Genomic DNA, 24,196 nt, shown 5'->3' on the forward strand with positions numbered 1-24,196 from the left:
GGTGGAGAGGGTTTGTTAATTCACAATCGCTTGCATATACTTGTTGGCCGTTTCGGGCCAAATAAGCTGAGTCGATATGAACTGGAAATCTGCGGGTGCATTTGATGACATTCTTTTTCACCAGGCTGAAGGCATTGCCAGGATTGCCATCAATCGTCCGGAGGTGCGCAACGCCTTTCGTCCCCAAACTGTCCGGGAGTTGATGGATGCATTTCATCAGGCGCATATGGATTCATCTGTCGGTGCCATCATCCTTACCGGCGCGGGCGACCAGGCGTTTTGCTCCGGCGGTGACCAGAAAGTGCGCGGCGACGATGGCGGCTATCATGACGAGCAGGGCGTGCCTTATCTGAATGTGCTGGATTTGCAGCGCCAGATTCGCGGCCTGCCCAAGCCGGTGGTGGCGATGGTGGCGGGCTACGCCATCGGCGGCGGCCATGTGCTGCATTTGATCTGCGATCTGACCATCGCGGCCGACAATGCCCGCTTCGGGCAGACCGGCCCACGCGTCGGCAGTTTCGATGCTGGCTTCGGCGCAGGCTTACTGGCGCGTACGGTCGGCATTAAAAAAGCCAAGGAGATCTGGTTTTTGTGTCGCCAGTACGATGCCGAGGAGGCGTTGGCGATGGGTTTGATCAATGCCGTGGTGCCACTGGCCGAGTTGGAGAACGAAACGGTGAAGTGGTGCAAGGAAATGCTGCAACTCTCGCCCACTGCGCTGCGCGTGCTAAAGGCCTCGTTCAATGCCGATACCGATGGTCTGGCAGGTATTCAGGAATTGGCCGGCAATGCCACAGCGCTCTATTATATGACGCCGGAAGGACAGGAAGGCCGCAATGCCTGGTTGGAAAAGCGGGCCCCCGATTTCGGCAAGTTCCCGCGCCGGCCGTAGCATCATCAAGCGCTATGAGATGAGCAACTCAGTAACCAGCACTCAGCACTCGGCACTTCACGCCTGGTGGCTGGCGATCCGCCCCAAGACCTTGAGTGTTTCGCTGACGCCGGTGATGGTCGGCAGCTGCATCGCCTATGCCGAGGCCGGCGTAATTGCCTGGCTGCCCCTACTGGTGGCGCTGCTGGCGGCGATGCTGATTCAGATCGGCACTAACCTGCATAATGATGTCAGTGACTTTGAGCGTGGCGCGGATAACGCTGAACGCGTTGGCCCGGCCCGCGCTACCGCCTCCGGATGGCTCGCCCCTGTAGTCGTACGCCGCGCTGCTTTCGCCTGCTTCGGCCTGGCTGTGCTGCTGGGGATTTACCTGGTCTGGCATGGCGGCTGGCCGATCCTGCTGCTCGGGCTTTGTTCCGTTGCCGCCGGCTGGGCTTATACCGGCGGGCCTCGCCCGATTGCCTACAGTGCTTTGGGTGAGCTATATGTCTGGCTGTTTTTTGGGCTCGGGGCGGTGATGGGCAGCTATTACCTGCAAACTCTGCGGCTGGACTGGGCGGCTTTCGTCGCCGCCTGTATGGTTGGCCTGTTTGCCGCTGCCGTCATTGCTGTCAACAATTACCGCGATCTAGACAGTGACCGGAAGATCGGCAAAAACACCCTGGCAGTGCGAATCGGACGCGGTGCCAGTCAGGCAGAATATGCGCTGCTGCTGTTTACGCCCTACTTGTTGCTCCCGCTGTTGGTTTATTTGAGTCATTCCGGTTGGGGAGGCGTGCTGCCACTGTTGTCGCTGCCCCTCGCATTTTCATTGCAGCAGCGATTCCGGCATGAGCGGCCAGGGCCAGTGTTCAACCGCATCCTGGCGCAGACTGCGCAACTACAACTGATTTTTGGGTTTCTGCTAAGTATCGGATTGCTGTTATGACTAGACTGGCTTATTTGCTTACTCTGATTTTTTACCTGATGGCCGGGACATCTGCTGCCGCCGAAATGGAGCTCATGCCTTCCGCCGCCCCGGTGTTTGCCGCCACTCTGGCCGATTTCGACGGTAAGCCGGTGCCGCTGGTGGAACTGAAGGGCAAGCTGGTGGTATTGAATTTCTGGGCGACCTGGTGCGGGCCTTGCCGCACGGAGATACCGCACTTGATCGAGGCCCAGGAAAAGTATGGTCCACGCGGCATTGTTTTCATGGGCGCAGCGGTTGAGGATAATGCCGATTCGGTGCGTGATTTTGGCAAGGCCTATGGCATCAACTATCCCGTATTAATGGCCGGCAAAGAGAAAGGTATTGCCCTGTTGCGTGCCCTTGGCAACAAGATCGCAGGACTGCCCTTTACTATCGTGCTCGATCGCCAGGGCAACATCGTTGCTGCCAAGCGCGGAATCATGACACCAGCCCTCCTGCAGAAGACGCTCGATCCTCTCCTGTAGTGCGCCTTACCCACTGCACTTTCGCCCCTTATCGTTTGCCTTTGCGCCAGTTGTGGGTCAGTGCGCGTGGTGGATTCGTCGTGCGCGAAGGCTGGTTGGTCAGGCTGGAGACCGACGCGGGACTGACCGGCTACGGTGATTGCGCCCCGCTTCCACAGGCTGGCACAGAGAGCATGGACAGTGCCGTAGCTTGCCTGTCAGATTGGGCTACGACTCTACCCGGGCTGCCGCTGGAGGTGGCGCTCGGCAGGATAACCGCTGGCGCCGCCGGAGCTCCTGCGGCCTGCTGCGGTCTGGAAACGGCGTTGCTCGACTTGTTGGCGCAGCAAGCCGGGCTTCCTCTGGCGCGCTGGCTTAATTCACATTCATCCGCCGCCGTCAAAGTTAATGCCGTGATCGGTGGTCTGGATAGCCAGATAGTTGAGCGCGCATTGGCCGCGGTGGCCGAAGGCTATTCAGTGCTCAAGCTGAAGGTAGGGCTGGCGGCAGGGCATGAAGAAATCCCTTTGCTGCATAATCTGGTGAGTTGCCTGCCGGCGGGCGTTTCCTTGCGGCTGGATGCGAACTGTGCGTGGAATGAGGGGCAGGCGGAAGTTTTTCTCAGTGCATTGACCGGTCTGCCGGTGGAATCGGTCGAGGATCCCTTGGTCAACCCGGATATGGCGGGGTGGCTGCGTTTACAGGCTAAAGTTCCTTTCCCGCTGGCAGCGGATGAATCCTTGCGGATCATGGGTGTGGATGCGGCGTTTAATCAGCCTCCGGTATGGCGTGTGGTATTGAAGCCAATGGTGCTGGGTGGGCTGGTGTCTGCGCTGGCGCTGGCGCAGCGGGCGCGTGAGGCGGGTGTGGAATGCGTGGTAACGACCACGGTGGACAGTGCGGTAGGGGTGTCTGCAGCCCTGCACTTGGCGGCTGCCGTGGCGAACAATCTGGCACATGGATTGGCCACTTCAGCCTGGCTGGAGAGTGATGTGGTAAATCCGCCGCGGCCAACAAGCGGGGTGTTGCGGCTTGGAGATAGCCCAGGGCTGGGATGCGTTCCCAGCAAAGAATTCGAACATTCTGTGAAAATATTTATTGGTTGATCTAGATCATGAGTTGATGGTGGTGTTATATTACACACCTCACGGATATTGATATCCTGAATGTCGGAGCGCTTAAATAGTGCTGAAAACATGGGAGTAGGGGTAGATAAACCATGGTTAACTTGATCTAGGTCAAAGATTTAAGATGTGCTATACATAACAATATGTGTGTCAAATCGCACACCTTGGATTTTTGTTAGCGTAGGTCAGGGCGGGTTTTTCCTTAAATACGGTTTTTAATAAATAGGAGACGTTTATGAATCTCTTCACTAAGCAAACAGCCACGCTGGCATTAGCGGCGGGGATGGGTTTTGCCGCAGTGTCCAGTGCCTGGTCGGCGGAATCGCTGCAGGACGTAATGAAGCGTCGCGGTTTGTCGCAGCAGGACTTGTTGGCAGCGTCCAAAACTTATGTTCCGACTGGCAAGCGCGATGAATTCGTCGCCTTCAGTTCGGGCGGCCAGTCTGGCCAGGTGATCGTGTACGGTATTCCGTCTATGCGTATCCTGAAATACATTGGCGTGTTCACGCCGGAGCCATGGCAGGGTTATGGTTTCGATGAAGAATCCAAGGAAGTACTGAAAGGCGGTCGCATCGATGGTAAGGACATTACCTGGGGCGATACCCACCATCCGGCGCTTTCCGAAACCAACGGCAAGTACGACGGCCAGTTCCTGTTCATCAACGACAAGGCTAACCCCCGTCTGGCGGTGATCGACCTGCGCGACTTCGAGACCAAGCAGATCGTGGTCAACCCGATTTTCAAATCTGAGCACGGCGGTGCTTTTGTCACCCCGAACACCGACTACGTGATTGAGGCTTCGCAATACGCCACTCCTTTTGCGAACAAGAAATTTGTTCCGCTAGAGCGCTTCAATGAAGAGTATCGCGGTGGCGTGACCTACTGGAAGTTCGACCGTAAGGAAGGCAAGATTGATGTGAAGAAATCCTTCACGCTCGAGCTGCCACCCTACAGCCAGGACTTGTCTGATGCCGGTAAACTGGCTTCCGATGGTTGGTCCTTTACCAACTCTTTCTGTACCGAGCGTTACGTCGGTGGTATCGAGAAAGGCCGTCCTCCCTATGAGGCAGGCTGCTCGGCAAAAGACACTGACTACATGCACGTGATCAACTGGAAGAAAGCCGCCGAACTGGTCGCTGCCGGCAAAGCCAAGAAGGTCAATGGCATGGATGTGATTCCGATGGACGTATCCATCAAGGAAGGCATCCTGTTCCTGATTCCGGAGCCGAAGAGCCCGCACGGCGTGGACGTAACGCCTGACGGCAAGTTCATCACGGTTGCTGGCAAGCTGGATACGCACGTTTCGGTATACAGCTTCGAAAAGATCATGGCGGCGATCAAGGCCGGCAAGTTCGAGGGCAAGGATCCCTACGGCATTCCCGTGATTTCCATGCAGGACACGCTGCACAAGCAGGTTCAGTTGGGCTTGGGACCATTGCATACCCAGTATGACTCCAAGAAGTGCGTGGCTTACACCTCGTTGTACGTGGATTCCCAGGTTGCTAAATGGGACTACTGCGAAGGCAAGGTGCTGGACAAGATCTCCATTCACTACAACATCGGCCACTTGATGACCATGGAAGGTGATACGGTAGATCCTAAAGGCCATTACCTGGTTGCGCTGAACAAGCTGGCGATCGACCGCTTTAACCCGGTTGGACCGTTGCATCCGCAGAACCATCAGCTGATCGACATTTCCAACGACAAAATGCAGTTGTTGTACGACATGCCGATTCCGCTGGGCGAGCCGCATTATGTCGTGGCGATCGATGCCAAGATGCTGAAGCCTGGTATTCGCTACAAGGTGGGTACCAACAGCCGGACCGACAAGCCTAGCGCAGGTGCGGTAAGGGCGGGTGAAGAGCATACCGACAAGAAAGCCGGTAAGGTGGAAGTGTTCGGTACTCTGATTCGTTCCCACATCACGCCGGAAACTATCGAGGCGACGGTGGGTGATGAGATAACTATCCACCTGACCAACCTTGAGCGTGCTGAGGACGAAACCCATGGCTTTACGGTAAGCACTTATAACGTACATGCTTCGGCTGAACCGGGCAAAACCGTAACGGTTAAGTTCAAGGCAGACAAGGAAGGTGTGTATCCTTACTATTGCACCGAGTTCTGCTCCGCGTTGCACTTGGAAATGCAGGGTTACTTGCTAGTCAAGCCGAAGGGCTACAAAGAAGTCAAGGTTGCTGCGGCCAAGGCTGATTACAACAAGGCTGACTACGACAAGCAAGTGAAGAAAATTGCTGATACCCAGGCCGTAATTGACAGCGTGGTGGGCTTCATCACCAGCCACAACTACAAGGACTTCCCTGATGTAGTGGCACTGGTGGAGGATGCAACCGACCAGTTGGGCCGCATGAAGGAAGCCAAGGCCAAGCATGAAGAATCGGCCAAGAAGCAGGATTGGCAGAATGCTACCCTGTGGGCTGAGCAAGTCTGGCAGTACCAGGTTAAAGCCGCCGACATCGGTCTGCGCGCCAAGACCTACCTGGAGGAGCATGGTGCCAAGAAGGTGGGCAAGTAAACCCGCTGACTAGGTTGTAACACCGGCGGGGAGCATGAAAATGCTCCCCGCTTTTTTGGCTGTAACTTATTAATTAAAGACAATAAGATGTGTATATCTTTATTGTTGGTTGATCTGCATCAATATAAAGGTTAGAATTTTGCCGTTGTAAAACGGTGTTGTTATTTGATTAGGAGTCTTAAAGATGAAACTTTTACCAGTTGTAGCAGCTACTATGTCCGCAGCTTTGATCTGCGGCACGGCCTTTGCGGGCGATGGTGCCAAGCTGTTTGCGGAGAAAACCTGTACTGCCTGCCACGGCAAGGATGGAAAAACCCCGTTGATGCCGGATTACCCGAAAATTGCCGGCCAAAACATCAAGTACGTTGAGAAGCAAATGACCGACATCAAGAGCGGTGCCCGTGCGAACGGCAACAGCGCAGCCATGAAGGGCGTGATGGTTATCGTGACCGACGCAGAGATCAAGGATCTGGCGGCCTACGTTTCCAAGATGAAACCCTGATTCAGGGATGTTGCCTGAGCGGAAATTATTTTGGATTGATATAAATCAATGCGCAAGTCAGGCAATGTTTAATATAATTTTTTAAACTAAATGACTGAACAAATACTCTTAGAACATAAGAGTATTGAGTTCGGGTTTGTGACTTCGAAAGGGAAGACAATGAAAAAAGCATTAGTAGTAGCACTGACCCTGGCTTTGTTGCCGGCAACAGCAGCTTTGGCTAATCCCAATGTGGCCGAGAAGAAATCCGGTATTGAGGCCAAAGGCTATGTATGGAACTCTCAGGAAGGCGGCGAAAAGATCGAGGCGCTAAAACTCAAGGGCGACGTCAAGAATGGTAAAGAAGCCTATGAAATCTGTGGTGCCTGTCATCTGCCCAGCGGCTCAGGTCGTCCTGATGGTACCTTCCCGCAGTTGGCCGGTCAGCACTCCACCGTGATCATCAAGCAGATTGCCGACATTCGCGCCGGCCTGCGTGACAACCCGACCATGTACCCGTTTGCCGTGACCCTGAGCGATGCACAGGAACTGGCTGACGTGTCCGCTTACATCCAAACTCTGTGCATTCCTCGCGAACACGGCATGGGCTCTACTGACCCTGTTCTTCTGAAGCATGGCGAAGAATTGTACAAGAAAGAGTGCACCTCCTGCCACGGCAAGACTGGTGAAGGTGACAAGTCGAAGTTCTACCCAGTTCTGGCCGGTCAGCACTACAAGTACATGCTGCGCCAAGTCACCGAGATTCGCGATGGCAAGCGCCGTAACGCCAATCCGGACATGGTGAAAATCGTGAAGAAATACAGCGATCACGATCTGGACTCGGTGGTGACCTATATGTCCACACTGAACATGCCTGGCACCCTGTGCGCTGTGAAAGGCGCTGGCAAGAAGAAGTAAGTATTGGCAGACAGACGTCTGGCAGTTCAAAAAAAACTATAGAAGGCAGGGAGACCTGCTTTTTATAGCCTACCAACATTAGTTTGTAAGTATATATTTGTTAGCATATATAATAATATCGTAGCCGAGACGGTTTAGGCGATGTCTCAGGGGCGGCTTTATGCCTACGGGTTTTACCCAGAATTCAATATGGTGAGTGTTTAAGATGACGAACGGTGCAAAGAATCAGGTTTGGTGGGTCAGAGGGTTAACTCTAGTCGCTTTGGCGCTTATGATCGCTGCGTATTTTACGCCGATCTGGTGGGTATCCCTGACCGCACCGAACTATCCCAAGGCAGCGTTCCCGGATGGGATCCGCATTCACTTCCACTTTAATGGTGTGTTTAACGGTTGCAAGGCTCCCGTCCAGAAAAAAGGCTCACATGCGAGTGAAATTCTTCAGGCTGACCTGGGTGATGATATTGCTGAACGTACCGGAGGTGTCGCACAGGGTGACGTTGAAGTTGGCTTGAACTGCGTGCATGAAATGAACACCATCAACCACTATGTGGGGATGTACCCGATCGATACCGGTGCGCCGGTAGAGGTTCCTATGTCGAAGTTCTTCTTCGGATTCTTTGCCGTGCTACTGTTGGGGTTCATGGCGACCCAGCGCAAACAGCAGTTACTAATACTGGGCGCGGGTTTCGCGGCCGTAACTGCGTGGATGGTGACAGACCAGATCGTCATGGGCCATTTGAATGTTTTTGCCGACCATTATTACCATGAAGCGAGCACTTTCTTCAATCAGCCCGAGGTATTAGAGCGCTGGACGGCCAACCTGAAGTGGGCGACCAAAGCGGCTATGGCAGGGCTGGTTGTGGCGATGCTGATCATCATGCTGGGTGTCTGGAAAATCCGCCGTTTTTCACTGTTGTTGGCCTTGGTTCCTGCCTTGCTCCCTGTTTTTTTCGTCCTGGATTACGCGGGTTGGTTGTGGTTTTTTGGGCATAACATGCATCCATGGGGGGCCTTCACCGTCAAGCCCTTCATGCCAACCGTGTTCGGCGAGGGCAAGGTCGCGCAATTTAGTACCTACTCCTATCCCTACTATGGCTATGCCATTTTGCTGGCCGCATCCGCCGCGTTGCTCCCGGCAATCCTGATTCGCCGCAAAATGATGCGGGAAGAACAGGGTTGAAAGGGTAGAATGCCCTGTCCCCCCGCTCTAAGCAGGCGGGGGATTGCGTCCTCATGAAATTTTACCCAATATAAAAGTTGAGCTTGTGACTAACGGTCTGCGAATAGCCTGTGTAGGGATGTTGTTGGCGTCATTTGCGATCCCCGTTGGCGTTGCCGCTGAGTTTGAAAGCAGCCCCGATCTGAGTGCTACTCCTCGCGTGGATGTGGATAAACCGGTGGAACTGGTTCCGCTCTCCGAGCGCGATCCCCGTATCCATCATTTGATCCCTTTCCAAAAACTGGTGGATGCCACTCCCGCAGGCGGGACTCTCAAGCCCAAGCCCGGCACCTATGCCGGTCCGGTTCTGGTGGACAAGCCGATTGTGATCGATGGCGCCGGAAAGGTGACCATAGATGGCGGTGACAAGGGGACGGTGTTCGTGCTCAAAGCCAACAGCTCCACGATACGCGGCCTGCATCTTACGGGATCGGGCTCGCATCACGATACCGACGATGCCTGCATCAATGTGCGTGGCAACAACAACTATATCGAATCCTTGGTGATAGACAACTGCCTGTTTGGTATCGACCTCAAGCAGTCCAGCAACAATGTCATCCGCAATAACCAGATACGTTCCAAGCCTCTGGAATTAGGTGTCAGGGGTGACGGCATCCGGCTCTGGTACAGCATGAATAACCGGATTGAAGGGAACCGGGTGGTGGATTCACGCGACAACGTGGCCTGGTATTCGAATGGCAATGTTTTTTATCGGAACTATGGTACCCGCAGCCGCTATTCCATCCATTTCATGTTTGCCAACAACAATGTCGTGGACAGCAATAATTTTTACGATAACGCAGTGGGCGTGTACCTGATGTACAATGAAAATACCGTGGTACGGAACAACATCTTCTCCCACTCCAACGGCGCGACCGGCATGGCGATAGGCTTCAAGGAAGCCAGCGCGGTGCAGATCGAAAACAATGAAATTATCTACTGCGCGATTGGTATCGGCTCCGACCTGTCCCCTTTCCAGCCCGGCACCACCATCCAGGTCAAGGGCAACCGCTTCGCCTACAACGGCATTGCAATCGCATTCAACAGTGACCGGGACGGGCATTATTTTCTTAAGAACATCTTCGAAGGTAATTTGACCGACGTTTCCGTTGGCGGTGCAGGATCCGCAAAACGTAACGTGTGGCGCGGAAATTACTGGGATGATTATCAAGGGTTCGACCGCAACAATGACGGAGTCGGCGATACTCCCTACAAGCTTCATGCCTATGCAGACCGGATCTGGATGGAAGTGCCGCACGCGCGCTTTTTCAAGAATGCACCCCTGATGGAGGCGATCGATTTCCTTGAAAGGCTGGCACCTTTTTCTGATCCAGAACTAATTCTGCATGATGATGCTCCAATGTTTCACCTACCGAGGAAGGCACGAAAGTGACGACTGATAAGAAACCGGCAGTCCCTGGCAACAGGGTGGTCAACAAGCGCAAGCTTGAGGAACGCCGTCGATTTCTGCGCTCTATCATTCTGGGCGCGGCGGTGTTGGGTATTTCCACACTGGGATACATCCCTGTGGCCAGTGCATGGCGCGTGCGCATGAGACCGCCAGGCGCACTGGAAGAGTCGGATTTCCTTTCCTCCTGCATCAAGTGTGGGCAGTGTGTTCAGGTTTGTCCGGTCCAGGCGATCAAACTCGATGACATCGACCATGGCTTTGGTGTCGGCTTACCCTATATTGACTCACGCAGCCAGGCCTGTGACTTTTCCTGCGATGCCGTGCAGTGCATTCTGGCTTGCCCTACCGGTTCGCTGGTTTACAAGAAACCCGTCTTCATGCCGACGCGCAATGGGATGAGGGTGGCAAATCCGCCCATCCTGCTCGCCAAGGAAAAAGATCCGGAGCCGACTCTGAACATCAGGGAGCGTACCGGATTGGCGCGCCTGGCGCGCCCGGATGCCTGTCTCGCCGTTCAGGGCAAGGGATTCAAGGGTCAGGCGCGCGGTGCCGATTTCAAAGGTCGCATGCGTTTTATCGAAGTGGACCGCTGGAAGCCGATCCCTCTTCGGGATCATCCCTTTGACTTGCAGTTGTGCGATTTGTGCGTACGCACCTGCCCGATCAAGGGGGCGATTTCGCTGCAGCCGGTGGTGGACAAGGATGGCAACACGCGCATGACGCCGACGGTGCATGAGCCGTGCCTGGGTTGCGGCGTGTGTGAAATGATTTGTCCGGTGGAATCTGCGGCAATCGTGGTGGATGCGCGCAAAGGATGGGGTGCGTGATGGCGAATAAATATTGGGAATCGGTGCGGGTGATGCTGGGAGGGGCTCCAAGGAAGAGTCAACCTGGCGAATATACCGAAGAAGCGAAGACCATCCATTTCTACAAGAAAAGCGAGAAACTGGATTTTGATGCGCTCAGGATCGAAGCCCACGAGCATCAGAAGAAAGGCGTCTGGCTCAGGCGGCGCTGGATCACGTTGCTGGTGATCAACTTGCTGTTCACTGTGTCATTCTGGTTGGATATTCAGATCCTGGAAGGCGCACTCACCGCCTCGCGCTTTCTGGGCTTCCACCTGATCGATCTGAACTCCGCGCTGCAGGTGATGCTGGCGCACAAGCACATCATTGTTAACCTGTTCATCGGTACCGGTACAGTTTTCGTTCTGTGGTTGCTGGTGGGCGGGCGTACTTTCTGCTCCTGGGCCTGCCCCTACCATTTCCTGGCGGAAAATGCCGAGCGGCTGCACGTGTACCTGGTGCAAAAAAAGAAAATTTCCGACCATACCTTTCACCGCGGTGTGCGCACGGTGTTCTGGGTGTTGTTTGCCCTGATGGCGATTATTACCGGTTATACCGTGTTCGAAACCATTTCACCCGTCGGCATCCTCAGCCGCGCGCTGATCTATGGTCCCGGATTAGCGCTGGGATGGGTGGTGCTGTTGCTGCTGTTTGAGGTATTCTACTCGCGCCGTGCCTGGTGCCGATATGTCTGCCCGATCGGACTGACTTACGGCATGGTCGGCGTGTTTTCGCCCTTGCACGTGACCTACAAGCTGGCCAACTGCCATCATGAAGGCGAATGCAAAAAAGTTTGCGAGGTGCCTCATGTGCTGGACTGCGTCATCAAGGGTCGTGCGCCGACTGCCCAGTTGGATATCGGTGCGGACTGCACCCGTTGCGGCATGTGTATCGATGTCTGCCCAAGCGGTGCCTTAACATTCGAGATCAAGGGCCTGAGAAGGATAATGTAGGAACCTGGTAACGAAAAACCGATAATATTAAAAATGATCAATTTCAATCACGTTTCAAAAACATTCAAGCGCAATCAGGTTCTCGATAATATCGATCTGAAAATCGAGCTCGGTGAGCGGATTGCGCTGGTTGGCTCCAACGGCGCCGGGAAAACCACCCTTATTCGCTGTCTGCTTGGTGAGTACGTCTACGATGGCGAGGTCACGGTGAATGGGCTGGTGCCACGACGCGAGCGCACCAAGGTGCTGCAAAAGATCGGCTTCGTGCCGCAGTTGCCACCCCCGCTGAAAATGCCCGTCGGCCAGCTGGTCGGTTTTGCCGCTTCACTGTGCAACAGTGAACGGCAGCGTATGGAAGCTGTTGCCCAACGTCTCGGCCTTGATCTCGGCAAGATAGCCCACTTGCCCTTCGTCAAGCTGTCCGGCGGTATGAAGCAGAAACTTCTGATCGCCATCGCCATGGGTCGCGACACCAATATCCTGGTGATGGATGAACCGGCTGCCAACCTCGATCCCGATGCGCGGCATATTTTTTTCGAATTGCTGGCGGAGCGGCTGAAAAACACGACCATGCTGATTTCGAGCCATCGCCTCGACGAAGTTGCCCCCTTGGTCAACCGCGTACTGGAAATGGACCGCGGCAAGGTGGTGCTGGACGACCGCGTGGCGGACGATGCCTCGCTTTCCGGCAAACTGGCCTGCCGTCTGACGTTGCGCCGTCCCGAGGAAGCCATTGCCAAGGCGTTGATGGGTTGGGGTTTTCGCGATACCGGCAACGGCACAGAGTGGGAAGGCATGATTGCCGGTCCGGATCGGTTGCGCTTCCTCGGCGTGCTGTCGCGCTATGTCGGGCTGCTGACCAAGATTTCCCTGGATGAAATCGAGCGGGGCGCAGGACAATGATGCGCTTGTTGGCAAAAATAATCCTGCTGGGCGCGATAGCCCTGTTTCTGGCTGCCTGCTCGCGAGAGCCAGAAACCGGCCCGGTCGAGATCAAGTGGGACCGCGATACCTGCAAACGCTGCAGCATGGCGGTCAGCGATCGCAATTACGCCGTTCAGGTGCGTGGTGGGCCAAAACACCAGGCGTTCAAGTTCGACGACATCGGCTGTGCTGTCTACTGGCTCAAGGATCAGCCCTGGGTCAACGACCCGGCTATGGAAATCTGGGTTACCGATTACCGCAGCGGCAAGTGGCTGGATGCCCGCACCGCCCATTATGTTACCGGCAAAACCACGCCGATGGCTTATGGTTTCGGCGCCTCCGGTGAGGCATTGCCGGGTAGTATCGGTTTTGAGGAGGTCAGGAAACAGTTGCTGGCCAAAGACAAATAAATAACGACAAATTCAAAGACCGAATATGAAGCATCTCTGGCTTACCGCTAAACTTGATATCGTGGAATCTCTGCGCGCGCGCTGGTTCATGATTTACTCCCTGGTATTCGGCGGCATCGTCGCGTTGCTGTTCGCCTTCGGCCTGACCGAGTCGCGCGTGCTCGGTTTTATCGGGCTGTCCCGGTTGCTGGTCACCTATATCCAGCTGTCCATGGCGATCCTGCCGATTTTTGTGCTGATCACTACCGTGCGTTCGGTGGCCGGTGACCGCGAAGCGGGCGTGTTCGAATACCTGCTGTCCCTGCCGGTTTCGCTTTCTGCCTGGTTCTGGGGCAAGATAATCGGCCGTTATCTGGTGGTGTTTCTGCCAGTATTCGCGGCAATGGCGGCGGCTGCCGGCTGGGCCATGATCAAGGAAGTCGAGGTGCCGTGGGAGATGTTCCTGTACTACACCGGTTTGCTGGCCTCCATATCCTGGTGTTTTCTCGGCATTGGCATGCTGATCTCCACGCTGGCGCGCTCGATCGACGTCGCCCAGGGTGCGGCTTTCCTGGTTTGGCTGACCATGCTGCTGTTCCTGGATTTGATCCTCCTCGGCATCATGATCCAGGGTCATGTCTCGGCCGAAGTGGTCGTCGCCGCAGCTTTGGCCAACCCGCTACAGGTGTTCCGGACTGCCGCGCTGATGCTGTTCGATCCGCAACTGGTGGTGATCGGTCCGGCGGCCTATGTCATTTTCGATTACTTTGGTGGTCCGCTGTTCAAGATTTATGCCCTGATCTACCCGGTGGTGCTGGGCACGCTGGCGGCTACCGGTGGTTTCCTTCTGTTCCGCCGCGGCGATTTGCCCTGATTGGCTTTATTAATCACAGAGGTGCAGAAAAACAGAGGATAGACAGAGATTATTCCGGTTTTCTCCATGCCTCTGTGTCGCTTGGAGGCGCCCACTTTTAGCTCTGTGGTGAATGATGCCTGACCTTTCCCATACTTTCGGTTACCAGGACGTAGACCAGGACGAGCGGCGGCGGCGCATCCGCAGAGTGTTCGCCAGCGTCGCACGCCGCTACGACCTGATGAACGATGCCATGAGTTTCGGCATCCATCGCCTGTGGAAGCGTTCCCTGGCACGTGCCGCCCATCCTTTGTCGGGGCAGGTTATCGTCGACCTCGCAGGCGGCACCGGGGATGTGGCCAGACTGATGGCCAATGGCAACCGCCAGGTGATGGTATGCGATCCGAGTCTGGCGATGATGGGCGTGGGGCGCGAGCGTGGCATCCCCCATGTTACCTGGCTCGCCGGCAGCGGTGAGGGCATTCCACTCGCCTCCTCTTCGGTGGACACCATCACCATCGCTTTCGGTATTCGTAACGTTACCAGTCTGACACATGCGTTAAAAGAAGCGTTGCGCGTCCTCAAGCCGGGTGGCCGTTTCCTCTGCCTGGAGTTTTCCCGTCCCTGGGCACCGATCAGACCCTTCTACGATCTATTTTCGTTTGCCGTGATCCCGCGCCTTGGCGCCTGGATCGCGCGCGAACCTGAAGCCTATACCTATCTGGTTGAGTCCATCCGCCGTTTCCCTGATCAGAATGAATTTAAGCGCACCATGGAGCTGGCTGGATTTGCTGACGTGAGCTATCGCAACCTGAGCTTCGGCATTGCCTGTTTGCATAGCGCGACGAAAGAAGAATAAACCGCCTTGAATCTGCTTGCTTCCTGGGTCAATCGAGTGGCAGCCACCCGCACTGATACGGCAGCGCTGATCCTGCCCAATGAAACTCTGAGCTACAGCCAATTGCTCGATCGTGCACATGCTCTGGCACAACAGCTTGAGTGCACGCGAAAAACTGTGCTGGCATTTCAAACTGCATCAATGACCGAGGTGGCACTGTCCGCTCATGCCGCATCCCAGCTTGGACGAGCCATTTTCCCGCTTAACCCTGCATTTTCTCCACAGCGGCGCGATGCGTTGCTGCAAGTGGCTAGCGGGCCGGTGGCGGATGGGGTCGAATTGTTTATCGCGACCAGCGGGACCCAGGGCGAGCCGAAAGCTGTGATGCTGGGCGGTGCGAATTTGCAGGCCGGGGTGGTGGCCTCGCGCATCCGCCTGCCGCTGCAAGCGGGAGATGTCTGGCTGGCCTGTCTGCCGCTCTACCACATCGGCGGCATGGCGATCCTCTACCGTTGCGCCGAGGCAGGCGCGGCGGTGATGGTACATGAGGGCTTCGACCCGCAGCGGGTCTGGGATGACCTCGAAAAATACTGTGTCACCCATATTTCGCTGGTGCCGGCGATGCTTGCCCGCCTGCTGGATGAAGGCCGAGATTCGCCGCCGCCTGCGCTCAAGGTTGCGCTGATCGGCGGCGGCCCGCTGTCCGCAGCGCTGGCGCTACGTGCTCGTGATGCTGGCTGGCCGGTATGCGCCAGCTACGGCATGTCCGAGACTGGTTCCCAGGTGGCGACCCTCTGCGACATGCTGCAAGGCTGGGTACCCGGTCAGGTTGGATCCCCTTTGCCGGGGTTCGAAGTGGATGTGGTGGGTGAGGATGGGCAGCCCACTTCCGGCATCGGCCGCATCCGTATCCGTGGAGCTGCGGTCATGGTGGGGTATGCAAATCCGCAGAGAAAAATGGGGTTGGGGCTCGATCAGGGCTGGTTCACCAGCGGTGATCTGGGTAGCCTCGACGCGCAGGGCAATCTGACCGTGCTGGGCCGTCATGACGATATGCTGGTGAGCGGTGGAACCAACATTCATCCGCAGCAAGTGGAGGAGGTGCTGAAGCGCTGCCAAGGTGTCGCGGATGCCGCGTTGACCTCGGTGGTGGATGAGGTCTGGGGTGACCTTCTGGTGGCGGTTGTGGTCGCCGAAGTGGACAACGAAGCACTGGGAAGATGGTGCCGCGATGAGTTGACCGGGGCAATGCGTCCGCGATGTTTCATTCGCCTCTCTGCGCTGCCCCGCAATGCGCTTGGCAAGCTGGACCGGCAGGCGCTGCGCGATTTGGCCAGACGAAAGTTGGAGTAGAATTAAAATACCATGACACAACCGGCACACCGCACTCCTTCCTTGCTGCAAGCCCTGGAAATGCGCCTCGGCAACTTGCTGCGCCAGCATGGCGGGGGCAGCGGACTGCTGAGTCTGACACTGGGTATGCCGGAGCTGGACTTCGACCGATTGCCCGAAGGCTTGCGCGATTGCAGTTACTGGGCACGGCCTGCGGCTGGTCGTTTCCTGCTCGGACTGGGTGTGGCGGCTAGCGTCGAGGCACAAGGCGAGGGCCGCTTTCGCGCCCTGGATGCGGCCTTTGCCGAATACCGCCGCCTGTGGCTGGCAGTGGATGAGGATGGGCTTGGATTCCAGCCTGTCGCTCTCGCCGGCTTTGCATTTGGCCAGGAAGGTGCAGGAGATATACCCAATTCACGGCTGACGATCCCGACTCTGCTGGTGCAGCGGCGGGAAGAAATCTGCGCCATGACTTTCACCTGCGACCGAGGTAGTTCGCTGGACACGGTACTGGCTGGCTGGATGGGGCTGGCTGGCGAGGTGGTGGCGGCTCTGCATCGAGAGACTTCACCCCCAGCTAACGTTTTGCTGCAGCGGATTTCCAGCCAGCCCGACGACGATATCTGGCTGGAACAGGTGGTACGCGCAGTGAAGGATATCTGTGCCGGCGAACTCGACAAGGTGGTGCTGGCGCGCAGCATTCGCGTCCGTTCAACTCAGCCGTTTGTTCCCGCCGCGCTGATGGCAACGCTGGCGATGCGCTATCCCGGCTGCGTTCATTTCACGCATTTTTTCCCAAGCGGCGGCGTGTTGCTCGGAGCCACGCCGGAGTCGCTGGTGTCGCTGGCTAATGGGCAAGTGGTGAGCGATGCCTTGGCGGGAACCGACTGGCAGTCCGGGCGGCTGGACGATGAAAAGAGCCTGCACGAGCACCGACTGGTGGTGAACGCAATTGTCCGCGCCCTTGAGCCGGTATGCGGATTCCTGCAAATCCCTGCCCGCCCGAAAGTATTTGAGCTGCAGGAATTGCGTCATTTGCGTAGCGTGATCAAGGGCACGGTCGACCCGGGCGTGAGCTTGTTGAATCTGGTCGAGCGGCTGCATCCGACCCCTGCGATAGGCGGCGCTCCCGTCCGGCGCGCGTTGGACTGGCTAGCGCGCCATGGCGAAATGCGGAGCGGCTGGTACAGCGGCGCTACCGGCTGGATAGGATACGATGGTGACGGCGAGTTCGCAGTGGCGCTACGCTGTGCCTGGCTGGATGGCAACGAGGCCGAACTGTATGCCGGCGCGGGTATCGTCGCCGGTTCTGATCCCCGTAATGAACTGGAAGAGACCGAGGCCAAGCTCAATGCCATGCTGCGTGTGCTGGGAGGGCAGGCGTGAGCGATATTGCCGCTGCCAACCTGCGCTGGGCGATGGCGCTGGTGGATCGTCTGGTTGCGTCAGGAGTGCAGCATGCCGTGATTTCTCCCGGTTCGCGCTCGACGCCACTGACGCTGGCTTGCCTGCGTCATCCACACCTGCGCACCTGGATCCAGGTGGATGAGCGTAGCGCGGGTTTTTTTGCGCTTGGCCTGTCCAAAGCTGACCGTCGCCCGGTCGTACTCATTTGCACTTCCGGCTCGGCGCCGGCCAACTGGTTTCCCGCCGTGATCGAGGCCAATCACGGCTTGACCCCCCTGATTTTGCTGACTGCAGACCGTCCGCCGGAACTGCGTGACTGCGGTGCCAATCAGACCATCGATCAAGTCAAGCTGTTCGGCGGCCAAGTGCGCGCCAGCCACGAGTTGCCGCTGGCGGAAACGACGGTGGCAGCGCTGCAAAATCTGGGCTGGCTGGCCGCACGCGCGGTGGATCAAAGCTGTTGGCCACTGCCTGGCCCAGTGCACATCAACGTGCCGCTACGCGAGCCGCTGGTGCCTTCGGGTGCTTTGCCGGAATATGAGGTTGCAGCGAAGCCGAAGACGGTAAGTTACCCGGCCATGCTGCCGCCAGCAGACGAAATATCCCGTTGGGCAACAGAGCTGTCCGGCAGACCTGGACTGATCGTGTGCGGGGAGAGCGAGTATAGTGACGGCTTCCCCGCAGCGCTGGCGCAACTCGCCCTGCAACTGGCCTGCCCGGTGCTGGCTGATCCGCTGTCCAATCTGCGCTTTGGTGTGCACGATCGCTCCCATATTTTCAGTCGTTACGACGCCTTCCTGCGATGCACCGGTTTTGCCGGAACTCATAGTCCGGAATGGGTGCTGCGCTTCGGCACCATGCCTGTGTCCAGACAGTTGCAGAACACTCTGGCCGCCTGCACCGGGGCAACGCATTTCCTGGTGGAAGCTTACGGGCGCTGGCCCGATCCGCTGCATTTAACTACCCGCCTGCTGCGTGCTGACGCTGATGCGGTATGTGCAGCCCTGGTCGCGGCGCAGCCGTTTCCAGCACCAGTTGCCTGGCTAGAGGATTTTGCCGCGGAGGAGCAACGTGCAGCCGGGTTGGCGCAAACCTCAGTGAAACCGATCGAGGCCAAGGTGGTTGAATCTCTTATACATCAGCTCGCGGGGGGCTGTCTGTTCAGCGGTAATTCCATGGCGATCCGCGACCTCGACAACTTTGCCTCGGGTGGCGAGGCATCGCTGCGCATCATCGGCAACCGTGGTGCCAGCGGTATCGATGGCAATGTGTCCACCGCGCTGGGCTTGTGCGCTGCGCTAGGCAAGCCGGTGGTGGCGCTGCTGGGGGATCTGGCTTTCTATCACGACATGAACGGCCTGCTGGCTGCGCGTGGGTTGAACATCACCTTTGTCGTTCTGAATAACGGTGGCGGCGGAATTTTCAGTTACCTGCCACAGGCCGGGCTGGAGGAATTCGAGCGTGGCTGGCTGACGCCGACCGACCTGGATTTTTCCCATGCCGCCCGGATGTACGGCCTTGACTATCAGAAGGTGAAATGCAGCGACGATTTTGACGCCGCGCTCGCGGCAGCACTGGAGCACGCCGGGCCTGACCTGATCGAGGTGACGGTTGACCGAGAGGTCAGCGTCGCTGGCCACATGACTTATTGGGCGGCAGTGTCCGGCGACTGATTATTTGGCTGAACGCAGTCCGAAGTGAAACACGTCTTTCGAGCACACGTCGATGCAGCGCCCGCAGTTGGTGCAGTTGGGCGAGAGGATGACCGGGCCGATACCCTGTTTCGCCCCCTTCAGCGCTGGCTTGATCACCTGCGGCTCGGGGCAGACTGCGTAGCAGTCCATGCAGTCGTTGCATGCTTCGCGTTGGGCAGCGCTGACCCGCAGCGGGCTCCATTTGCCGAGCAGGCTGTAGAATGCGCCGACCGGGCAGACGTGGCCGCACCAGGCGTTGGCGCTGACGAACAGATCGAGCAGGAACACTGCCAGCACGATCGTCCAGGTCATGCCGATGCCGAAAATCAAGCCGCGGTGGAGCATCGATACCGGGTTGATCAACTCCCAGGCGATGGTGCCGGTGCCGGCCGCCAGAACCAGCGTCATCGCCAGCACCCAGTAGCGCAGCTTGCGCGAGATATGCGCGCCGCCCTTGATGCCGAGGCGGCTACGCAGCCAGGCTGCCGCATCGGTGACAGGATTGACCGGGCAGACCCAGGAACAATAGACGCGCCCCCCGACCAGGAAGTAGAACGCCAGCATGATAGCGACGCCGATCAGCGCCATTTTTTCCGGTATGTGGCCAGCCAGCAGCGATTGAAGCAGCACGTAAGGATCGGATAGCGGCAGGGTGTTGAGCGTCAGGCTGTAGGCGAGGTTGCCCTTGACGATCCACAGGCCGGCGAGCGGCCCGGCCAGGAACAAGGCGAGAATGATGATCTGCGAGATGCGCCGCAGGATTAGCCATTTGTGACTGGCAAGCCAGCCCTTTTCGGCGAGGGTGTCGCCACCAGCCCCGCTGGCGGCGCTCATAGTTTATCCCCCTGTAGTGCCTTGGGGAATCCGGGTTGCGTCCCCGGCGCTACAGATTCACCGCTACTGCCCGGGATCAGGCCACGTCCCTGCTCATACTTGTAGCCTTCCGGCAGGGTGTACTCGTGCTCGATTTCCGGCGCCACCAGACTCTTGCCGGCCTTGGTTTTTTCATCCCAACCCAGACGGTAATGCTCGCCGAGTTTGCCCTTGGCGAGTTTGGCCGGGAGGATCTTGATCGCGGCTTCTTCCAGCACGCAGGATTTTTCACATTTGCCACAGCCTGTGCAGTGGTCGGAATGAACCGTCGGCAGGAACATGGTGTGCTTGCCGGTGCGCACGTTATGTATCGTTTCCAGAGTGATCGCTTTATCGATCACCGGGCAGACCCGGTAGCAGACGTCGCAGCGCAGGCCAAGGAAGTTGAGGCAGGTTTCGTGGTCGATCAGCACTGCCAGGCCCATTTTCGACTTGTTTATGTCGGTAAGGCCGTGGTCTAGCGCGCCAGTGGGGCAAGCCTTGATGCAGGGGATGTCTTCGCACATTTCGCAGGGCAGGTTGCGCGCCACGAAGTAGGGCGTGCCGGTAGCGACGTTGTGCTCGGGCTTGGCTAGTTCGAGGATATTGTAGGGACAATCACGCACGCACAGGCCGCAACGGATGCAGGCACCTTGGAAGTCGGCTTCGGGCAAAGCGCCGGGCGGACGAATGGCGAGCGGCGGCAGAGCTTTTGCCTGCTTGGCATAGAGCCCCAAGCCCGTGCCCATCAGGCCGACGGTGCAGACAGTTTTCGCCATGTCGATCAGAAATTGGCGCCGTGCAGGCTGCCGGGCGCCAGGAGTTTTGCTGTTGGTGTCGTTCATTTGCTTGAAACGCTATGAAGTTGCTTCGGTGTCCGGCTCGAAATGATGGTAGACCATCGCTGTCGAGAGTATTCCGGGGATCCGTCCGATTTCTTCGAACATATCTGCGGTTTCCCGGTCACTGGGTTTTTCTATGGTGACGACCATCTTGCCCTCGGGGCTGGCCGCATGGACTTCCACGCCTGAGATTTTTTCCAGCTGGGAACGAACTATATCGATATTGTCCGGACTGGCATGAACCACGATGCCTGAAATATTCATTGTTGGCCTTTGCGATAATGACAAATATTAATTCAAGATTTTGTGGCTAGCTTGCACCCAAGGTTTCTTTATCGCCTTGACGCAAATCAAAAATAGATTAAATCCTTGGTGCGTCTTAATGCCCTGTTCGGTCTCTAGCGTATACAATTCTGCCATTGGATTTTTCTAGGTTTAGCGTGACTGGAATGGTTGTATCCTCAGGCGAAATGATGGCGGCGGATCATCCTTGCCTGAGATTGATCCTGTGCGGCGTGATGAGGATGAGATAGACCCTTCAGTATTAATAGCGTGGATGGGGGTGCAGTTCATTTCTTATGTCCAGTTGCTGGAATTCTCAAGGCGCATGAATGATGTTGCTGACTTTTGCCAGAGCGATACTGCCGCAATACGTTGAAATCCGAAGATGTTGAATGATGATTTATTTACGCTTGTTCTAATTCAGAAATTGGGGATTTCCTTAATAATCTAAAAGTCTTGATGTAAGTCAAGGTCGCCATGTTTGGAGTAAGGGATTATTTGATCTATCGTGTAAGCACACGTGCACCAGTATTCATTTGCTTTTCAAATTCTTTGGAAAGTGTAATGCGATCTTCACTCGTACAAGGGGGTTTTGTGATGAACAAGTTTACCGTTTCTGCTCTGGCACTGGCTGTATCTGGTATGTTCAATGTGGCATATGCGGCTGATGAGCCGCCAACGATGTCAGTGGAAAAGAAGGCGTCCGCTGCGAAGATCTATTTTGAACGCTGCGCCGGTTGCCACGGTATTCTGCGCAAAGGTGCAACAGGTAAGAATTTGGAGCCAGACAACACCCATAAGCTTGGCCAGAATCGCCTGGAGAAGATCATCTCCTACGGCACCGAAGGCGGCATGGTTAACTTCGATGACATCCTGAGCAAGGACGACATCTCCATGATGGCGACTTACATCCAGCAGACGCCGGATGTGCCGCCAGAATTCGGCATGAAGGATATGCTGGCTTCCTGGAAGGTGATGGTCAAGCCGGAAGACCGCCCCAAGAAACCGATGAACAAGATCAATCTGAAAAACGTCTTCTCGGTGACTCTGCGTGATACCGGCGAAGTGGCGCTGATCGACGGCGACACCAAGCAGATCTGGGGTATCGTCAAGACCGGTTATGCCGTGCACATTTCTCGTTTGTCCGCTTCCGGTCGTTATGTCTATGTAATCGGCCGTGACGGCAAGCTTGACCTGATCGACTTGTGGTTTGAGAAGCCCACCATTGTGGCGGAAATCAAGGTCGGCATCGAAGCTCGTTCGGTGGAAACCTCCAAGTTCAAAGGTTACGAGGACAAGTACGCAATTGCGGGCTCTTACTGGCCGCCACAGTACGCCATCATGGATGGCCTTACTTTGAAGCCATTGAAAATCGTTTCGACTCGCGGCATGACAGTAGATGGGGAGTACCATCCAGAGCCACGCGTGGCCTCTATCGTGGCTACAGAGGACAAGCCTGAGTGGGTGGTCAACGTCAAGGAGACCGGTATGATCAGGCTGGTCGACTACTCTGATCTGAAGAACCTGAAGGAAACCACGATCGAATCCGCCAAGTTCCTGCATGACGGCGGTTGGGACTCGACCAAACGCTACTTCCTGGTGGCGGCAAATGCCTCTAACAAGGTGGCGGTGGTGGACACCAAGACCGGCAAGCTGGCTGCGCTGGTAGACACCAAAGCCAAGCCGCACCCAGGCCGCGGCGCTAACTTCGTGCATCCCAAGTTCGGTCCGGTTTGGGCAACTTCCCACCTCGGCGCTGACGTAATCTCGCTGATCGGTACTGATCCTGCGAAGCACAAGCAGTATGCCTGGAAGGTAGTGCAGGAACTGAAGAACCACGGTGGTGGCTCGCTCTTCGTCAAGACCCATCCGAAGTCCAACCACCTTTGGGCTGATGCACCTCTGAACCCAGAGAAAGACCTGGCCGAATCGGTGACGGTTTACGACATCAAGAACCTGGATAAACCGCCAGTTATCATCAATGTGGCCAAGATGGCTGACTTGCCAGAATCCAAGGCAACCAAGCGCGTGGTGCAGGCTGAGTACAATGCTGACGGCACTGAAGTCTGGTATTCGATCTGGGCGGGCAAGACCGAGCCATCCGCGATTGTGGTGCTGGATGACAAGACGCTGAAAATGAAGGCCGTGATCAAGGACCCCAAACTGATTACACCGACCGGCAAATTCAACGTTTATAATACTCAGCGCGACATTTACTAATCGTCTGATTGAACCCGGGAACTTGTTCCCGGGTTTTTTTACCGCACTCAAAGAGTATTATTATTTAATAATATTGGGATGATCATGATGAAACACTATTCTAGATACACGTTTTTGGCGGTTAGTGCCCTGTTCGGCCTTTCTGTTGCAACAGGTGCCGGCGCAGATGCAGGCAAGCTGACCGAGAGCTGCGTCGGCTGCCATGGCAAGGGCGGCGCCAATACCGAGGCGGCTATCCCGAATATCGGTGGCTATTCCACAGCATATATGACCGATGCCTTGAAGCTTTACAAGACCAAGGCACGTCCTTGCCCTGAGACCAAGATTCCTGGCGGCGCCAAGAAAGGCACGAAGTCCGATATGTGTCAGGCGGTCAAGGATCTGAGTGATGCCGATATCAAAGAAATCGCCGAATCTTTTGCCGAGCAGAAATTTGTGCGCACTCCGCAGAAATTTGATGCGGCCTTGGCCAAGAAAGGCAAGGAACTCCATGACAGGCTTTGCGAAAAATGCCACTCTGAAGGCGGTAGTGTTGCCAGTGACGACCAAGGTATCCTTGCGGGCCAGAAGACGGCTTACCTTGAGGAGCAATTCAAATTCTTCAATGAGGGTAAGCGGCCCATCTCCAAAAAGATGAAGCCGAAGATGGAAGAGCTGGATAAGGCTGGAATCCAGGCAGTCCTCAACTACTACGCCAGTTTCAAGTGATATGCATGACGTTGGTTTGATCGATGACGCTTGGGAGGCGCAAGCTTCCCAAGTTTTATCCGA

23 protein-coding genes are annotated in these 24,196 nt (G+C 56.3%); 20 read left to right on the plus strand and 3 right to left on the minus strand.

Annotation, left to right across the window (positions count from 1 at the left end; genetic code table 11):
• The first annotated feature begins 76 nt into the window (after positions 1–76).
• The 18 genes from menB (at position 77) to menD (ending at position 19,208) form a co-directional block, all read left to right on the plus strand.
• Complete coding sequence (gene menB / locus SCD_RS01705; protein ID WP_009206861.1) at positions 77–892, plus strand: 1,4-dihydroxy-2-naphthoyl-CoA synthase; 816 nt, start codon at positions 77–79, stop codon at positions 890–892.
• On the plus strand, positions 837–1,820 hold the full coding sequence (locus SCD_RS01710; protein WP_009206860.1) for a 1,4-dihydroxy-2-naphthoate polyprenyltransferase: 984 nt from the start codon (positions 837–839) through the stop codon (positions 1,818–1,820). Before menB ends, SCD_RS01710 begins: the two co-directional genes overlap by 56 nt.
• Entirely contained in the window at positions 1,817–2,326 is a 510-nt protein-coding gene (locus SCD_RS01715) for a TlpA family protein disulfide reductase (protein WP_009206859.1), read from the plus strand. Before SCD_RS01710 ends, SCD_RS01715 begins: the two co-directional genes overlap by 4 nt.
• Positions 2,326–3,411, plus strand: coding sequence for an o-succinylbenzoate synthase (menC, locus tag SCD_RS01720; protein WP_009206858.1), 1,086 nt, complete (start codon positions 2,326–2,328; stop codon positions 3,409–3,411). The genes SCD_RS01715 and menC overlap by 1 nt, the downstream gene beginning before the upstream one ends.
• A 256-nt stretch (positions 3,412–3,667) precedes the next feature.
• On the plus strand, positions 3,668–5,965 hold the full coding sequence (gene nosZ / locus SCD_RS01725) for a Sec-dependent nitrous-oxide reductase (RefSeq protein ID WP_009206857.1): 2,298 nt from the start codon (positions 3,668–3,670) through the stop codon (positions 5,963–5,965).
• A gap of 214 nt (positions 5,966–6,179) precedes the next feature.
• Positions 6,180–6,467 carry a c-type cytochrome gene (locus SCD_RS01730; protein WP_021035749.1) on the plus strand — a complete coding sequence of 96 codons (288 nt, stop codon included), beginning with the start codon at positions 6,180–6,182 and terminating at the stop codon, positions 6,465–6,467.
• 159 nt (positions 6,468–6,626) lie between these two features.
• Entirely contained in the window at positions 6,627–7,364 is a 738-nt protein-coding gene (locus SCD_RS01735) for a c-type cytochrome (protein WP_009206855.1), read from the plus strand.
• Between the two features lie 526 nt (positions 7,365–7,890).
• Positions 7,891–8,544: a hypothetical protein gene (locus SCD_RS01740; protein WP_232504423.1), complete on the plus strand. Its 654-nt coding sequence runs from the start codon at positions 7,891–7,893 to the stop codon at positions 8,542–8,544.
• A gap of 118 nt (positions 8,545–8,662) precedes the next feature.
• Entirely contained in the window at positions 8,663–9,976 is a 1,314-nt protein-coding gene (nosD, locus tag SCD_RS01745) for a nitrous oxide reductase family maturation protein NosD (RefSeq protein ID WP_148290727.1), read from the plus strand.
• Positions 9,973–10,821 carry a 4Fe-4S dicluster domain-containing protein gene (locus tag SCD_RS01750; RefSeq protein WP_009206852.1) on the plus strand — a complete coding sequence of 283 codons (849 nt, stop codon included), beginning with the start codon at positions 9,973–9,975 and terminating at the stop codon, positions 10,819–10,821. The genes nosD and SCD_RS01750 overlap by 4 nt, the downstream gene beginning before the upstream one ends.
• Entirely contained in the window at positions 10,821–11,792 is a 972-nt protein-coding gene (locus tag SCD_RS01755) for a NapH/MauN family ferredoxin-type protein (protein ID WP_009206851.1), read from the plus strand. Before SCD_RS01750 ends, SCD_RS01755 begins: the two co-directional genes overlap by 1 nt.
• 33 nt (positions 11,793–11,825) lie before the next feature.
• Entirely contained in the window at positions 11,826–12,695 is an 870-nt protein-coding gene (locus SCD_RS01760) for an ABC transporter ATP-binding protein (RefSeq protein ID WP_009206850.1), read from the plus strand.
• The gene (locus SCD_RS01765) at positions 12,692–13,126 is read left to right on the plus strand and encodes a nitrous oxide reductase accessory protein NosL (RefSeq protein WP_009206849.1); all 435 of its coding nucleotides are present in this window, start codon (positions 12,692–12,694) and stop codon (positions 13,124–13,126) included. Before SCD_RS01760 ends, SCD_RS01765 begins: the two co-directional genes overlap by 4 nt.
• Positions 13,127–13,151: 25 nt before the next feature.
• Positions 13,152–13,979 (plus strand): ABC transporter permease, encoded by an 828-nt coding sequence (locus SCD_RS01770; RefSeq protein ID WP_009206848.1) that lies wholly within the window; start codon positions 13,152–13,154, stop codon positions 13,977–13,979.
• A 112-nt stretch (positions 13,980–14,091) separates the two neighbouring features.
• Positions 14,092–14,817, plus strand: a complete 726-nt coding sequence (locus SCD_RS01775; RefSeq protein ID WP_009206847.1) for a class I SAM-dependent methyltransferase — start codon at positions 14,092–14,094, stop codon at positions 14,815–14,817.
• A 6-nt stretch (positions 14,818–14,823) separates the two neighbouring features.
• Positions 14,824–16,149 carry a class I adenylate-forming enzyme family protein gene (locus tag SCD_RS01780; RefSeq protein WP_009206846.1) on the plus strand — a complete coding sequence of 442 codons (1,326 nt, stop codon included), beginning with the start codon at positions 14,824–14,826 and terminating at the stop codon, positions 16,147–16,149.
• 12 nt (positions 16,150–16,161) lie between these two features.
• The gene (locus tag SCD_RS15530) at positions 16,162–17,514 is read left to right on the plus strand and encodes an isochorismate synthase (protein WP_009206845.1); all 1,353 of its coding nucleotides are present in this window, start codon (positions 16,162–16,164) and stop codon (positions 17,512–17,514) included.
• Entirely contained in the window at positions 17,511–19,208 is a 1,698-nt protein-coding gene (gene menD / locus SCD_RS01790; RefSeq protein ID WP_009206844.1) for a 2-succinyl-5-enolpyruvyl-6-hydroxy-3-cyclohexene-1-carboxylic-acid synthase, read from the plus strand. Before SCD_RS15530 ends, menD begins: the two co-directional genes overlap by 4 nt.
• Here the strand turns inward: menD and napH are convergent, their stop codons facing one another.
• From napH to SCD_RS01805, 3 genes are read right to left on the minus strand one after another with little or no spacing between them, the layout of a single operon-like run.
• Complete coding sequence (gene napH / locus SCD_RS01795; RefSeq protein WP_009206843.1) at positions 19,209–20,063, minus strand: quinol dehydrogenase ferredoxin subunit NapH; 855 nt, start codon at positions 20,061–20,063, stop codon at positions 19,209–19,211.
• The gene (gene napG / locus SCD_RS01800; protein ID WP_009206842.1) at positions 20,060–20,926 is read right to left on the minus strand and encodes a ferredoxin-type protein NapG; all 867 of its coding nucleotides are present in this window, start codon (positions 20,924–20,926) and stop codon (positions 20,060–20,062) included. The genes napH and napG overlap by 4 nt, the downstream gene beginning before the upstream one ends.
• A gap of 12 nt (positions 20,927–20,938) precedes the next feature.
• Complete coding sequence (locus SCD_RS01805; protein ID WP_009206841.1) at positions 20,939–21,187, minus strand: chaperone NapD; 249 nt, start codon at positions 21,185–21,187, stop codon at positions 20,939–20,941.
• A gap of 660 nt (positions 21,188–21,847) precedes the next feature.
• Here SCD_RS01805 and SCD_RS01810 point away from each other — a divergent pair.
• Complete coding sequence (locus SCD_RS01810; RefSeq protein WP_456300441.1) at positions 21,848–23,425, plus strand: cytochrome D1 domain-containing protein; 1,578 nt, start codon at positions 21,848–21,850, stop codon at positions 23,423–23,425.
• Between the two features lie 84 nt (positions 23,426–23,509).
• Complete coding sequence (locus SCD_RS01815; RefSeq protein WP_161626920.1) at positions 23,510–24,133, plus strand: c-type cytochrome; 624 nt, start codon at positions 23,510–23,512, stop codon at positions 24,131–24,133.
• Positions 24,134–24,196 lie beyond the last annotated feature (63 nt).

Source organism: Sulfuricella denitrificans skB26, from assembly GCF_000297055.2.
Taxonomy (GTDB): Bacteria; Pseudomonadota; Gammaproteobacteria; order Burkholderiales; family Sulfuricellaceae; genus Sulfuricella; species Sulfuricella denitrificans.